13 protein-coding genes are annotated in these 14,116 nt (G+C 51.0%); all 13 read left to right on the top strand.

Annotated elements, in window-relative coordinates:
• A partial coding sequence (locus tag F557_RS22950; protein ID WP_211209519.1) for a hypothetical protein occupies nt 1-444 on the top strand: 444 nt, incomplete at its 5' end.
• Nucleotides 445-897: 453 nt separating this feature from the next.
• Entirely contained in the window at nt 898-1,548 is a 651-nt protein-coding gene (gene folE, locus F557_RS0106380) for a GTP cyclohydrolase I FolE (RefSeq protein ID WP_019001409.1), read from the top strand.
• Nucleotides 1,541-2,113, top strand: a complete 573-nt coding sequence (locus F557_RS0106385) for a hypothetical protein (protein ID WP_019001410.1) — start codon at nt 1,541-1,543, stop codon at nt 2,111-2,113. The genes folE and F557_RS0106385 overlap by 8 nt, the downstream gene beginning before the upstream one ends.
• The gene (locus tag F557_RS0106390) at nt 2,110-3,129 is read left to right on the top strand and encodes a glycosyltransferase family 2 protein (protein ID WP_019001411.1); all 1,020 of its coding nucleotides are present in this window, start codon (nt 2,110-2,112) and stop codon (nt 3,127-3,129) included. Before F557_RS0106385 ends, F557_RS0106390 begins: the two co-directional genes overlap by 4 nt.
• A 63-nt stretch (nt 3,130-3,192) precedes the next feature.
• A complete protein-coding gene (locus F557_RS0106395) occupies nt 3,193-3,723 on the top strand; it encodes a GtrA family protein (RefSeq protein WP_044142666.1) in 531 nt (176 codons plus the stop codon).
• Nucleotides 3,720-4,985, top strand: coding sequence for a hypothetical protein (locus tag F557_RS0106400; RefSeq protein ID WP_019001413.1), 1,266 nt, complete (start codon nt 3,720-3,722; stop codon nt 4,983-4,985). Before F557_RS0106395 ends, F557_RS0106400 begins: the two co-directional genes overlap by 4 nt.
• 49 nt (nt 4,986-5,034) lie before the next feature.
• Entirely contained in the window at nt 5,035-5,823 is a 789-nt protein-coding gene (truA, locus tag F557_RS0106405) for a tRNA pseudouridine(38-40) synthase TruA (RefSeq protein WP_019001414.1), read from the top strand.
• Between the two features lie 290 nt (nt 5,824-6,113).
• Nucleotides 6,114-7,232, top strand: coding sequence for a Fe-S cluster assembly protein NifU (nifU, locus tag F557_RS0106415; RefSeq protein WP_019001416.1), 1,119 nt, complete (start codon nt 6,114-6,116; stop codon nt 7,230-7,232).
• A gap of 142 nt (nt 7,233-7,374) precedes the next feature.
• Nucleotides 7,375-8,607, top strand: coding sequence for a cysteine desulfurase NifS (gene nifS / locus F557_RS0106420; RefSeq protein WP_019001417.1), 1,233 nt, complete (start codon nt 7,375-7,377; stop codon nt 8,605-8,607).
• Between the two features lie 210 nt (nt 8,608-8,817).
• Nucleotides 8,818-11,226: an ATP-dependent DNA helicase gene (locus tag F557_RS0106430; RefSeq protein WP_019001419.1), complete on the top strand. Its 2,409-nt coding sequence runs from the start codon at nt 8,818-8,820 to the stop codon at nt 11,224-11,226.
• 74 nt (nt 11,227-11,300) lie between these two features.
• Nucleotides 11,301-12,029: a tRNA (adenosine(37)-N6)-threonylcarbamoyltransferase complex dimerization subunit type 1 TsaB gene (gene tsaB, locus F557_RS19080; protein WP_019001420.1), complete on the top strand. Its 729-nt coding sequence runs from the start codon at nt 11,301-11,303 to the stop codon at nt 12,027-12,029.
• 230 nt (nt 12,030-12,259) lie between these two features.
• Nucleotides 12,260-13,300 (top strand): Gfo/Idh/MocA family protein, encoded by a 1,041-nt coding sequence (locus F557_RS0106440; RefSeq protein ID WP_019001421.1) that lies wholly within the window; start codon nt 12,260-12,262, stop codon nt 13,298-13,300.
• A gap of 48 nt (nt 13,301-13,348) precedes the next feature.
• Nucleotides 13,349-14,107, top strand: a complete 759-nt coding sequence (locus F557_RS21075) for a beta-ketoacyl synthase chain length factor (RefSeq protein WP_019001422.1) — start codon at nt 13,349-13,351, stop codon at nt 14,105-14,107.
• Nucleotides 14,108-14,116: the final 9 nt, after the last annotated feature.

A 14,116-nucleotide genomic window follows, 5' to 3' on the forward strand; every position in this document is an offset into this window, starting at 1 on the left:
GGCCGCCACTCCATTCCAGGGCATGCAGCGTTCCGAATGCGGCTTAAGGGCCGTCGCTTTCGTTTGTCCGCCGGGGAGCTTTCTTTCATAATAAAAAAAGCTCTTAAATTTGGTGTTGCGGCTGCTGCGGGATTTTTGATTTTGGGAGTCCTGGTCTATTTCATATTTTTTGCCCCTCTAGCTCCGGGACTGTTCGGATACTCTGCTGCATTTCCGGGAAAGCTGCGTTTTCTCATGCTTGTTATATCAGCTATGGCAGTGTTTATCGGGGGATACGGCAGTTGTCAGGCGCTGCTGCGGATGGGAAAATTACGGAAATTCGGTCATGTCAGTTTTGAGAGTGAATTAAGGAAGTCTGAGAAGAGGCTTGGTGATCCGGATTATGCCGGAAAGGTAAGAACCGCCTGCAGTCTTTACGGGAAAGAGATGCCTCCTGCACAGTAAATTATGTTTCCTGTGCATTATTCCCGGAGGCTATCTAACAGCGGGTATTTCAGATCCGCAACGAGGGATTCCGGGATGTCTTTGCGCCGGAACTGATGTTTTACTTAGCCGCCTCTCTATTTTGCAGTTTCGGCCCTTTTCCGGAAATGCAGTTCCGATCTTATGACCAGGAGATAATGTTCGGCGCATGAGGGGCAGGTTCGCAGCCGCCGTCCGGATTCAGTATATCTGGCAGTAATTGAAGAGTGTAGCTGAAAATGGAGCAGCCCGGTAAATAAAAGGTAAGAAGACGAACCTTAAGATCTGGTGAATGCGGGAAAGTTTTGATAATTGCACAGATTCCCCCTTTCTGCGTCGCTCCTCGGTTCGTGTGCATATTCTGTACGATTTGTGATATTGATCATGCTTGCAAATGTAGTAAAATATGCACAGTTTCAGGAGGCATGATTACTTATGACTGAGATCAGCAAAGAAGCGGAGCTTGTCCGTTCGGCTTTGATAAAGGCAGGACTGGAGACTCCTCTTGTCCGGGTCGATATGAACAGCGACCAGCAGAAGGAGCAGATTGCCGGGCATTTCAGATCTGTAATGCAGATTCTGGGGCTGGATCTCTCTGACGACTCCCTGGAAAAAACTCCGGAACGGATAGCGAGAATGTACGTGGACGAGATTTTTTCCGGACTGGATTATTCGAATTTTCCGAAAATCACGGTTATTGAAAACAAAATGCATGTGGATGAAATGGTCAAGGTGCGTGATATTACCATGACCAGCACCTGTGAGCATCATTTCGTTACTATTGACGGATATGCCAAGGTGGCGTACATGCCCAACAGGAAGGTAATCGGTCTTTCCAAGATCAACCGCATTGTGAAATTCTTTGCCCGGCGGCCGCAGGTTCAGGAGCGCCTTACCAGACAGATCCTGGTGGCCTTGCAGACATTGCTGGAAACTGAAAATGTGGCTGTTTCAATTACGGCAACTCATTACTGTGTCAAGGCCAGAGGTGTTGAAGATCCTACCAGTGCCACTACTACCACGGCTTTAGGCGGCTTTTTTAAGAAGAATCCGGCATCAAGACATGAATTCCTTACCGATGATTAGCGGTTTTTCAGGAGGCGGTATCAGAACCGCCTTTAATTTTATAGCCTTGCTGCTGGCATTTTCAGTAATAGTTTTTCTTGCCGTCTACTACTTTTATGTACTGTCGCTGTACCGGGATCGCAATGTCTCGGAAGCCTATGAGGATTACTTTATCCACAGGAAAATCCGTTTCTGGAACCGCTATCAGAATCTTTATGTAATACCGGGACGTATTTACAGTACAGTTTCCGAGCGGCCGTCGTTTTTTGGGAGAGAGAATGTCACTCCTCCGGAGAAGGACAGCAGCGGGCTGGAGATCCGGGATCTCGTACCGCTCCGTTTCAAGCTTTATTCCTGCAGCGGGAGCTATTCCCTGAAACTCCGGGTTTTTAACGACCGTCCGGGGAGACTGGGGTTTCAGGCCGGAAAACAGTTCTATGATGCTGTCCTGGAGATTCCTGGCGTTAATGAAGTGCTTTTTCCCGTGCCGGCGGAAGAGATGTTCTGTGTTCCGGGAGATACTCTGGAGATGTTTCTCAGGACACAGCATCCGGTAAAGGTGTTAAGTGTGGGGGTAGTAAAATGAACGACAATAATGATGATTATACGGTTTCCCTGCTGATCCCTGTTTATAATGAAGAAGCTACCATCACCAGATTTTACGAGGAGGTTTCCCGTGTTACGGAGCCTGTCGGGGAGCATCTGGAGTTTGTTTTTATAAACGATGGCAGCAGCGACAACAGCGTCGGAATTATCAGGGAGCTTATAAAAAGGGATTCCCGGGTGGCACTCATCAACTTTTCCAGAAATTTCGGCAAGGAATCGGCCATGACTGCCGGACTCCGCAGTGTAAAAAGTGCTGCTGTGATTCCCATTGATGTGGATCTTCAGGATCCCCCGGAGCTGATCCTTACCTTTATCAGAGAATGGCGGGAGCACGGCTACCATACAGTGTACGGGATTAGGGCAGACAGAACCAGGGATTCCTTCATGAAGCGGGTGTCCGCTGGCTGGTTTTACCGGATCTTCAATATGCTGAGTGCCAAGGTTCAGCTTCCTGAAAATGTCGGAGATTTTCGTTTAATTGACAGAAAGGTTATTGATGCCATCAAGGATTTGCCCGAGCGGGATCGTTTCATGAAAGGAATATTCGCCTGGGCCGGATTTTCAAGTCATGGCGTTCCTTATGAAAGACCGGCCAGATCCGGAGGCAGCTCCAAGTTCAACTACTGGAAGCTCTGGAATTTTGCTCTGGACGGAATTTTTAGCTTTTCATCAGCGCCACTACGGATCTGGAGCTACCTGGGAGGTTTTCTGGGAATGATCAGTGCCATTTACATGATTTATATCATTTCCAAAACCATTTTTCTGGGGGTGGATACCCCGGGATATGCCTCTACCATGGCGGTGATTCTGTTTCTGGGATCGGTACAGCTTATTTCCATCGGAGTTCTCGGCGAGTATATCGGCCGGATTTTCATGGAGGTAAAAAGACGTCCGGTTTATGTGATAAACGAAATCGAGGGAGGCCGTACCGGAGCTGGATTTATCAAGTCCGGGACAGACGGGGCGGTAGCAGAATCCGAAAGCCGGAAGGACTGATTCCGGCAGAAGACTGGTTTTTCCCGAGACTGTTAATGAAACTGTATAAAAAGGTGCCTAAAATTGTTCTTTCATTTATCTGAGAGTTCTTCCTTTGGTGTTGCAGAATTTTTCCGGATTGTCAGATTTGTCATGGTGGGAGGGCTGGCGACGCTTACGGATTTAGCAGTCAGCTTTCTTCTGGTCTCCGTGGCTGGTTCTGAGGCCACGGCCGGATGTCTGTCGTTATTGGGGTTTTCTGAAGCTGCGGTGGTGCGGCACTTTGAGGAATTTGTTACGGTACTGGCTTTCCTTGCTGCCTTCGGGGTTTCCTATTACGGTCATACGGTGGTGACCTTTCATGCCGCCAGATCTTCGGCAATTCTTCTGAAAATGTTACTGGTGTCCCTGGCGGCGATGCTTCTTCGGGTGGTGTTTGTGTATGTGATAAAGCTTGTTTGGGGCTGGGGGGAGTCCGGAGCTCCGGTGTATGAGATTAATTCCGGTTTATTAGAGATTTCTTTCAGTGCATCCTATATTCCGCTTCTGACTTCCATGGTGCTGGTAACTGCCGTGAGCTATCTGCTTTTTAAGCACTGGGTGTTCCGGTCATGAATGCCGCGAATTCTTCTGATAATTCGGAACACTCTCTTGCGGGGGCTCTGACTCCGGAGAGCAGTGGCGGTATTTCCGTACCTTCGGCGCTGGCCGGAAAATCCCGTACCGGAAGCGTTCTGAAGGGGGCAGGACAGGCTTTCCTGCTTTTTCTGGCATCCCGCCTGGCCCTGTACCTTCTGGCATATCTCAGTGTGGTGATTTATCCCGGAGAGGTGCAGATGGTTTCCGGACGGCCCTTTGAATCACCCGGAGCAGTGACCGCTGATGTCATGAATATGTTCTGTCAGTTTGACTGCAAGTGGTTCATGTCCATTGCTATCTCCGGGTATGAGACATATCCCAGCCATCTGACCACCGGACATGCTGCGAACTGGGCCTTTCTGCCTTTGTACCCCCTTCTGGGACGCTATCTGGCTGATCTTTCCGGGGGGAATATTCTTCCGGCATTCTACCTGATATCCGGTGTTTGCAGTTACCTTGGTCTTCTGCTCTGGATATACCTTCTTAAAATGTTCCGGCTTTCCTATGAAACCCGGCTGGCCGGGGCTTTTTTCTACTGCTTTCTTCCCTATAGCGTGTACTTTATCGCTCCCTATACTGAAAGCCTGTTTATGATGTTTACCATTGCCGCTTTTATTCTGGCAATGAAGGAGCGTTATCTTTGCGCTGCCCTGTGTGCTATGGCCATGGTGGCTACCAAGAATATCGGGGTTATGTTTGTTTTTCCGCTGGCGATATTGTTCTGGCAGCATAACGGCTTTCGGGCATTTTTTAATTTCAGAAGCCTGAAAACTGCAGTATTCTGGCTTTCCTTTATGCTGGTACCGCTCCCCATGTTTGTTTTTCAGAACTGGCTCTGGTACAGTACCGGGGATGCTCTGGCCTTCAAGAACATTCAGCTGGCCTGGGGGCGTATGATGGGTAATCCCTTCATGCATATGCTGGAGGGGTTCGGAACAGGGGGCTACAAGGCATATTTTGCGGCATTTTTTGCCGGTTGCTTTCTTCCCATTGCATATCTTTTTTTTCGAAAACGCTATGCCGAGGGGGTTTTTCTGCTGCTGGGGGCGCTGGTTCCCGTGTCTACTGGCGTTAATGCCATTCCCCGGTATATGTTCGGCATGATGCCCATGCTGCTGGCTTTCACTCTGATGACAGAAGGCCGGCCGTGGTTCCGGGATCTGCTTCTGACGCTGTCCGGAATGCTGGCTGTATTTATTTCCATAGCCTGGGTGCATGGAGAGTTTTTTACCGTCTGAAATATAAGCCGTTTCGCATCCGGGAACGGCGGAACACTGGAGATTTACCATGCGTCTTGCCCTGGGGGTTGAATATAACGGACTTGGATATAACGGTTTTCAGGTGCAGCCTGACAGACCATCGATTCAGGGAGAACTGGAAAAGGCTATCAGTTCTGTGGCCGATGCGCCTGTTCATATAGTATGTGCCGGAAGAACCGATGCCGGAGTTCATGCCACCGGGCAGGTGATCAGCTTTGATTCTCCCAATGACAGGCCTCTCAGTGCGTGGACACGGGGAGTAAATGCCCGCCTGCCGGACGATATTGTCATTACCTGGGGGAAAGAGGTTTCTGATGGCTTCAGTGCCCGCTTCAGTGCCTTTGCCCGCCGTTACCGCTATATTATTTCCAACAGTCTTTCCCGTCCGGCTGTAGGAAGAGGGCTGGTAAGTCACTGCTATCGGAGCCATCTTGACGCAGTGGCCATGAATGAGGCCGCGCAGTGCCTTCTGGGGGAAAACGATTTTTCCACCTTTCGCGGTGCCGGCTGCCAGAGTCTTTCTCCCATGCGGAACGTTTCAGATATAGCGGTGCTGCGGCGGGGCAGTTTTGTGGTGCTGGATATTACGGCCAATGCCTTCCTGCTGCATATGGTGCGGAATATTGCCGGCTCTCTTATGGAAATCGGGCTGGGGCATAAGCCGGTTTCCTGGATGCAGGAGATTTTTGAGGGGCGGGATCGCCGTCTGGCCGGGCCTACAGCCCCGCCGGACGGACTTTATCTTGTGGATGTGTCCTATCCGGATCTGTACGGCATTCCGGCAAGAACTGAGCTGGGGCCGCTGTTCTGGGAATGACTGCATTGCTTCGGGATTCCATCTAACGATAATAATTATCATTAGTATTTTTTCCCCGGTGTTCTATAATCACCGGATAATTGTGATGTTCCCGAAAGAGCGGGACAGATTTCGCGGCGGAAACGCTGCAAAAAGGCCGATAGCCTGTTTTTGTGCTGGAAAGCGTAAAATTGTGCTTTTTGGTTTTGTCAGTCCGGAGCTGAGTGCTGAAAGCGTTCCGGCGGCACGGTATTGTTGAAGGATCAGGCTCCTTCTCTGGTTTTAACAGTTTTCGATAAGGAACGGAAATCATGTGGGACTATTCTGAAAAGGTAAAGGATCATTTTTTTCATCCCAGAAACGCAAAGATTGTCGAGGGGGCCAATGCGGTGGGGGATGTGGGATCCATTGTCTGCGGGGATGCGCTCCGGCTGATGCTGAAAATAAATCCTGCAACTGAAGTGATTGAAGATGCCGGTTTTCAGACCTTTGGTTGCGGTAGTGCCATTGCCTCCTCCTCAGCTCTTACCGAAATGATTAAGGGGATGAAGCTGGAGGATGCCCTGAAAATCACCAACAAGGATATTGCAGATTACCTTGACGGACTTCCTCCGGAAAAGATGCACTGTTCGGTAATGGGACGTGAGGCGCTGGATGCTGCCGCTGCCAATTACCGCGGCGAGTCCTATGAAAGCGCTCATGCCGACTCCCCGCTGGTATGCAAATGCTTTGGTGTGGACGAGGCTCATATTGTGCGGGCCGTTAGGGAAAATCATCTTACCTCCGTACAGGACGTTACCAACTATACCAAGGCCGGCGGAGCGTGCGGTTCATGCCATGAAAAGATCGAGGAAATTATTGAACGGACTCTACGGGAAATGGCCAATGATGAAGCCGCGGCGGCTGAAAAGGATCGGAATGGAGCGGAGACTGAAAAGGCGGCAGGAGCCACAGGGCGCGAGCTGAGTCCTGCAGAGAAGATCAAGGCCGAGGCAGATGCTGAGATCCGGGCTCTTGAAGAGCAGATGCGGCGGGTTCGAGAGGAAGCTCAGGCAAAAATTGCCCGGGCTCAGGAGGAGGCCAGACTCCGGGACGAACAGCTCAGGGCTGAAAAGGAGGAGATTCTCCGGAAGGCTGCACAGGACAGTGAGACTGCGGATGAAGGGCCGATCAATGAGGAAGTTCCTTTCTATGCCGAAGTGGTGCGGGTTGTTAATGACATGAAGACGGCTCTGGCTCAGGACGGCGGCAGTGTGGAGCTTAAAAAGGTAACCTCCGAAAAGGTTTATGTGGAGCTTTCGGGTTCCTGTGTGGGCTGTATGATGACAGATATGACGCTCTCCTGGATCCAGCAGCAGATTATGGAAGCTGTTGGGCAGTATGTGCAGGTGATCAATACTGCGGCTCCGGCACAGCTGTTTCCTGAATAGAAGCAGCCCCTGATTTGTATGCGGATACCATTTCCGGACTTTTCCGGAAATGGCTGTTTTTAGATGTGACATTTTTTAGAATGCCTGAACCTCGGCCCGGAACAGTTTCCCTGCCGTGCTTCGGTGTTGCGCGGAGCGTTAAATGACAACTGAAAAAATGCGTGTATACCTGGACAACAACGCCACCACCAGAACGGATCCTCTGGTATATCAGTCCATGATTCCTTTTTTTACCGAGTTTTACGGCAATCCCAGTTCCATGCATGATTTCGGAACTCCGGTCCGGGAAGCTATGGAGGAGGCCCGGCATAAGGTTGCTCAGTTTATCGGGGCAGCCCATGATGACGAAATAATCTTTACCGGATGCGCCACTGAATCCGATAATACTGCTCTGGAAAGTGCGGTGCTGGCAAATCCGGATCGTCCGGAAATAATCACTACTGCGGTGGAGCATCCGGCTATCATGCAGACCTGCGCCCGTCTGGAAAAGCGCGGCATCCGGGTGCATTATCTGCATGTTGACGGACACGGCAGACTGGATCTTGATGAGTACCGCTCGCTCCTTTCCGACAGGGTGGCCATTGTTTCCGTAATGTGGGCCAATAATGAAACCGGAAACATCTATCCGGTAAAGGAGATGGCGGAAATGGCCCGGAAGCACGGTATTCAGTTTCATACTGACGCAGTGCAGGCCATGGGCAAGATTCCGGTAAACGTGGGAGACAGCTGTATTGATATGCTGAGCTTTTCCGGGCATAAGCTTCATGCTCCTAAGGGAGTCGGAGTGCTGTATCTGAAACGGAATACCCGTTTCCGTCCTTTCATGAAGGGAGGACATCAGGAGAAGGGGCGCCGGGCAGGCACCGAGAATACCCCGTATATCGTGGGGCTTGGCACGGCATGCGATCTGGCAGCGCTGCACCTTCCCGAGGTCGATGTCCGAATCCGGGAACTCCGCGATCGTCTGCAGTTCGGGATTCTCCGGGAGGTCCCCAACTGCTTCGTTACCGGTGATATCGAGAACCGTACTGCCAATACTGTGAATATCGCATTTGAGTATGTTGAGGGCGAAGCTATTCTGCTTAAATTCAACGAACTGGGAATTGCCGCTTCCACCGGCAGTGCCTGCTCCTCGGGATCCCTGGAGCCGAGCTATGTAATGCGGGCGATGAACATTCCCTTTACCGCCGCTCACGGTACGGTGCGTTTCAGTCTGAGCCGCTTCACCACTGAAGAAGAGGTGGATTATGTCATTGAAAAGGTTCCGGAGGTAATCCGGGAGCTTCGGGAATATTCTCCGTACTGGAAACAGGGAAAGCCGGCAATGAGCGCCTTTGATCCGGAATACAAGGGCAGTCTTGGGAAGAACGGCTGAAGCGGCACCTCTTTTTCAGAATTTTGACAGTGTTGAGTCCCCGGGAAGACTGCCTCCGCGGGGACTTTTCGTTTTTAATCCTGAATTGCCGTCAATTACGGGAAATTTTTTGGGAAAAATATCTGGATAGACGTTATAATTTTTATAGGATGATTTTTTGCTATTTCCGGGGAAAGCCGGGAGTATTTTTCTTCGGAAGGCTTTGTTGCAATGTCTGAGATATCCGCGATTTTTGAAAAGGACGGCCCTTTGGGAAGCGTGCCGGGCTATCGGGTAAGACCGGGGCAGGTGAGTATGGCAGAGGCTGTAGCGGAAGCTGTTTCTCGGAAACGGAATCTCATTGCAGAGGCAGGAACCGGTACCGGAAAGACCTTTGGCTATCTGGTGCCGATTCTGAAAAAACGATGCCGCGCCATTATCAGCACGGAGGCTAAAAATCTGCAGAACCAGATCTCTGATAAGGATATCCCGGAGCTGCTCCGTAAAATGGGGCTCTCCGATCAGGTTTCCGTGGTTATCTGGAAGGGAAAAGCCAATTATATCTGTCTGGACGCTCTTGAGAGGGCTATCAGACGGGTCGATCGCAGCTCTGGAAAAGACCGGGAACGGAGAGGAACAGCGGCGGACGATATGATGCTTCTGCAGGAAAAAATGCCCCGGATTATGGAGTTTATGAAAAATCCCGGAAACGGCGAGATTTCTGATTTTGAGAGTATTACCGGGATTTCTAGTCCCCGGCTTCTTTCCCGGCTGGTCATAGATCCGGAACGCTGTATCGGAGATAACTGCAAGTGCTGCTATCACAAGATAGTACATGCCGCGGCACAGAAGGCTGACATTGTTATTGTAAATCATTCTCTTCTTTGTTACGGAGCTTTTATTGAGGACTATCTTCCGGATGCGGAAGTGGTTGTTATTGATGAGGCTCATAAATTTCCGGACTGTATAAAGCAGTGCTACTCCACCAGATTCAGCAGCTTGAAGTTTCTGAAAACGCTGAATCTGGTGCGGGAGCAGATCAGAGAGGTTCTCGCAGGAGATTCCTTGCTGGAAAAGCTGGAACAGCCATCCCGGAAGCGTTCCGGCAAAAAAGGCGATGGCTCAGTGGATCTCTTCAAGGAGCGGGCGCTGAGTCCCTATGTCGAGACAATTATTGATATCCGGCAGTCTCTTAAGGCATTGGAGGACAGTCTGGCCGGCTTTGGGGAGGTTTTGCGAAGCCGTTATGCAGATCCCGAACATGACTACACCCTGAAACCGGAATACCGGGGGCAGGAAAGGGATCTTCCGGTAGTTTTCAGCAATGGCAAATATTCCCAGGATGAAAATAAATGCTCGGAAAGCGCCTTTCTCGAGGAGCTGGAGGATCCGGCCCACGGCTTTTATCCGGTACTGAAGGAATTCATCGAGCTTATTTACCGTGTGGCTGAAAAAATGACGAATCTTGCCGTACGGATTTTGAAAGCCAGTACCGGAATTAATGAGCAGAAGGACGATCCTCTCAGAGATCTTGAGCAGTGTCTCGAACGTTCCAGTGAGCTTCTTCTGAACTATGCGGATGAGCTCAAGGTGAAAATTTTTCCAGAGCTGTCTTCGAGGCCCGGAGAAGAGAAACAGTTTGATTCTGAACACTATTACCGGAGCTATTTACGCTCTCCGGGATTTTTTGAGATTTCCTGCACTCCCTATAACCCTGACCGCGAGTTCCGGGAATATTTTTTGGAATCGAAAATCAATCTCAGGCGCGCCCGTTACGTTTTTACCAGTGCCACGATTTCCACCGGTGGCATGTCTTCTTTTGACGGGATTTCCGAGTCCGGATCCTACAATTATTTTGCGGATTTCATGATGCGGCTGGGACTGGAAAATAATTCCACGGATGTTATCCAGATTGCCAGTCCCTTCAATTACTACCGTAACAGTCTGCTCTGTATTCCCGAGGCGCTTAATTCTCTGGGTAAATCTGTGTCTGGAGGTCAGATCCGTCCGGATGCAGTGCTCTCAATGCTGGCGGAAGCCATTAATATCACTCCTGGCGGTATTTTTATCCTCTGTACCTCCTATGCCGCGGTGAGCAGCTATTATGCGGCGCTCAGGCAGCTTATAAGTACACAGAAGATCAGGCCGCGCCTTGTCATGTACCAGGGAGATGATTCTCTCAGCAAGGAGCAGATGACCGTCAGATTCCGTCAGAACGGCAGGGCGGTGCTTATTGGAACCAAATCTTTCTGGGAGGGGGTGGATATGCCCGGAAGGGATCTTTCCATGGTTATCATAGACAAAATTCCCTTTCCGCAGATGACTATCGATCTCAAGGCCGAAAGGAAATACTGTGAAACCCATCGCAATGTCACCGGCAAGTACGATATTTTTCAGATGGTGGATATGCCCCGGGCCATTATTGACCTTAAACAGGGGGTGGGACGGCTTATTCGCAAGGAGAATGACGTCGGAGTGACGGTTATCTGCAGCCCGGCTCTGACTGATGGCGGCAGAAAGCAGTACCGGGACGAAATTTTAGAATCCCTGCCTCCTATGTATTTTGACAGTGATACTGGGGTGATTCCGGAATTCTGGGCCTGGCATAAGAAGCATGATGCTCCGGAACCTTCTGCATGATTTTGGGTGAAGGATTTTTTTGCCGGTGCTAACGGGCTATAATAGGCACGGTAGGATTTTGTCAGGAATTTTTTATGACCAGAATACTTGCGGTGGACACCTCCACTGAAGCCTGTTCGGCGGCTCTGTACAATGATGGCGGATTATTTTGCGAGAGGGAGGTGGCGCCCCAGGGGCACACCCGGCTGCTGTTGCCCATGATAGACCGGCTTCTCAAAAGTCAGGGACTGGGACTTGGGGATCTGGACTGCATAGCTGCCGGAAGGGGGCCAGGATCCTTTACCGGGGTGCGTATCGGAGTCAGCCTGGCTCAGGGATTGGCGTTTGGTGCCGGAAAACCCCTTGTCGGGATAAGTGATCTGGAGGTGCTGGCCTTCACGGCATTTAACAGGACAGCATCCGGCAAGGCGGTAGCTGCCATTGATGCCAGAATGGGGGAGGTTTACATCGGAGTCTATGAAAGGGATTCCCGGGGCTTCCCGTCCCTTCTGGGCGAGGAGCAGGTGCTATCACCGGAAAAAGCGCTGGATTATGTCAGGGAGCTTATTAATAACGAAGCTCCGGCCATAATCGGAACCGGCTTCGGAACTTATCCGGTTCTCGGAGCAGCTCTCAATGGCATTAGAACTGACGAGAGTCTTCCCTGGGCTGACAGTCTGGTGCGTCTGGCACTCCGGGACTGGGAGCTTTCCCGGGCTCGGCCTCCGGAGGAAGTGCTGCCTGTTTATATCCGGGATCAGGTTACCTGGAAGAAAATCAGCGAGCAGGAGCAGGAACGCCAGAGCCGGAAGATGAAGATGTAGCGGTATCTGGAATAAAACAGATACTGGAAGCGTTTTTAAAACCCTGTAATTAGTTTTTTGCGCTACCTGTGTTATTCTTTAGGAAACGGGGAAAACTCCGGAACTGCAGGTCATAACGGGACTGGGAAGTGAAGAGCTCCGGCACCGGTGTTGCTGCGGTTCTAAGACAATAATAATCCGGGAAAGGCTGAAAGCGTTGGTTGAATTCTTCTAACCGGGAGGAAGGGAGCATGTCAAGACAGGATCATGCTTTAAGTGTTGCTGTTATCGGCGCCGGGGTCAGAGCGCGTAATATGCTCCGGGTTTACAGGATGCTGGGGCGTCCCGTTACCGGAGTGTTCAGCAGAACCAGAGCCAATACCTACAGGATGGTGGAAGATCTGGGCCTTTACGGGGTCACCACTGTTTATGAAAATCTGGCCAATCTTCTGGAGCATGACGTGGCTCCCTATATCTATATAGCCTCTCCCAACAGTACTCATGCCTCGTTTTCCATGGAGGCGATTTTTCATGGACGGCATGTGCTTACCGAAAATCTGATGGCGGAAAACGTAAGAGAGCTGGCAGCGATTGAAGAGGCTCTCCGGCAGGAGCCCCGGGTTTTTATGGAGGCCAATACTGCTCTGTCCTCTCCGGTTTTAAAGCGGCTGAGACAGTATGTGGATTCCGGCAGGGAATATCCTGAGCTCGGCGAGCTCGGAATGCTGGCCATTACCTACAGCTCTTCCCGGGAAAAGCCGCAGAGCGAGCTAGGTTTTCTGAAAAGCGAGGGGTGTTATCCCATAGGAGCCTCAGTGAGACTTCAGGGAACACGGGTGGATACGGTGGTGTCAGACATGGATTTCGATGCCCTGTGGCGCGATTCCCGGGGGGCCTGTACTCTCAGCAATGAGGATGGTATCAAATCCTGTCTCTCCATGTCATTTGCGGACAAGCTGCCTTCCAACGTGGTTCTTTCATTTAAGAACGGCTTTATTGTAGTTGAGGATTTTCCGACGGCTCTGCATTATGATGTTTATCGTAACGGCGTAAAAACCAGAGTGGATCTTACAGGGGATATTCTTCGCGAGTACGAGCTTTCTCCGGATATTTTTAAAACCCCGCTGGATATATCTCTGGCTGTTGAGATTCTGGATTTCGAAGCGGCTGTGGCCAGGAGCTGCCAGGATCGCTCCGGACTGGAGGATCTTACTAATTACCAGGAATCACTGGCCGTATTCCGTCTTATTTATGAAATTTTGGCTCATCTGTCTGTTCAGCGGGATCTCTGATTTCCCGCCGGAGGTACGGATTTAATCGCCCCCTATGGAAAAAGTGCAATGTTCTGTTTTCAGCTGGATGATATTTGCTATGCCGCGTCCCGGGGGACGGGACTCAGAGGATTCGGAAGTCCGGTTCCCGCTGAGGATTGTGCCGTTTTTCAGAAAGATCTCTCCTCCGATATTCCCATGTTGCTCCGGCGTCGGCTGCTACCGGCCGGAAGACTGGCGGTAGGAGCTGGATCCCGTCTGCTGGCACGGTGGCCCGATATTTCCAGGATTATTTTCGCATCCAGAACCGGTGAAAGCGTGCGCTGTTTTCGGATGCTTCAGGAAATTTTTGCCGGAAACGGCCTTTCTCCCATGGAGTTTGCATCCTCGGTTCAAAATAGCAATGCCGGAGTCCTGTCCATTATCCGGGGATATCAGGGGGAGGTTACCGCTGTTGCCGGAGGAGTGAACACTTTGTCCGCGGCTGTTACTGAGGCCTGGGCGGCTTTATGCGCTCATCCTGACATGAAAAGGATTCTTCTGGCGGTATCCGAGGAAAGTCTGGAGGGTAGCCGGGATATTCTTGCCGAACCTGCGGATTTTGGAGGCGAGTATGCGCTGGTTCTGGTGCTTTCCCGCTGCTCCGGAAACGGGAGGGCAGGAGCGGTGCAGGATCTTCTGGAGGCGCAGTGGCCGGAAGGACGGTACCTCCGGCGTTATAACGGGGGGGCGTTTTTTGGTTTTTCTCCGGAACGGGATGGAAATCTTTCCGGCCGGGAGCTGGGAGCGGCGCTTGCTGACGAATGCGGAATCTGGGAGCGGCCATAGTTTGTTGTT

It is taken from the genome of Succinimonas amylolytica DSM 2873 (assembly GCF_000378405.1).
GTDB classification, from domain to species: domain Bacteria; phylum Pseudomonadota; class Gammaproteobacteria; order Enterobacterales; family Succinivibrionaceae; genus Succinimonas; species Succinimonas amylolytica.

Excerpts from the sequence above, each read along its gene's own strand:
- folE (WP_019001409.1), top strand. The coding sequence starts at position 898 with ATGACTGAGATCAGCAAAGAAGCGGAGCTTGTCCGTTCGGCTTTGATA.
- F557_RS0106385 (WP_019001410.1), top strand. The coding sequence starts at position 1,541 with ATGATTAGCGGTTTTTCAGGAGGCGGTATCAGAACCGCCTTTAATTTT.
- F557_RS0106390 (WP_019001411.1), top strand. The coding sequence starts at position 2,110 with ATGAACGACAATAATGATGATTATACGGTTTCCCTGCTGATCCCTGTT.
- F557_RS0106400 (WP_019001413.1), top strand. The coding sequence starts at position 3,720 with ATGAATGCCGCGAATTCTTCTGATAATTCGGAACACTCTCTTGCGGGG.
- truA (WP_019001414.1), top strand. The coding sequence starts at position 5,035 with ATGCGTCTTGCCCTGGGGGTTGAATATAACGGACTTGGATATAACGGT.
- nifU (WP_019001416.1), top strand. The coding sequence starts at position 6,114 with ATGTGGGACTATTCTGAAAAGGTAAAGGATCATTTTTTTCATCCCAGA.
- nifS (WP_019001417.1), top strand. The coding sequence starts at position 7,375 with ATGACAACTGAAAAAATGCGTGTATACCTGGACAACAACGCCACCACC.
- F557_RS0106430 (WP_019001419.1), top strand. The coding sequence starts at position 8,818 with ATGTCTGAGATATCCGCGATTTTTGAAAAGGACGGCCCTTTGGGAAGC.
- tsaB (WP_019001420.1), top strand. The coding sequence starts at position 11,301 with ATGACCAGAATACTTGCGGTGGACACCTCCACTGAAGCCTGTTCGGCG.
- F557_RS0106440 (WP_019001421.1), top strand. The coding sequence starts at position 12,260 with ATGTCAAGACAGGATCATGCTTTAAGTGTTGCTGTTATCGGCGCCGGG.
- F557_RS21075 (WP_019001422.1), top strand. The coding sequence starts at position 13,349 with ATGTTCTGTTTTCAGCTGGATGATATTTGCTATGCCGCGTCCCGGGGG.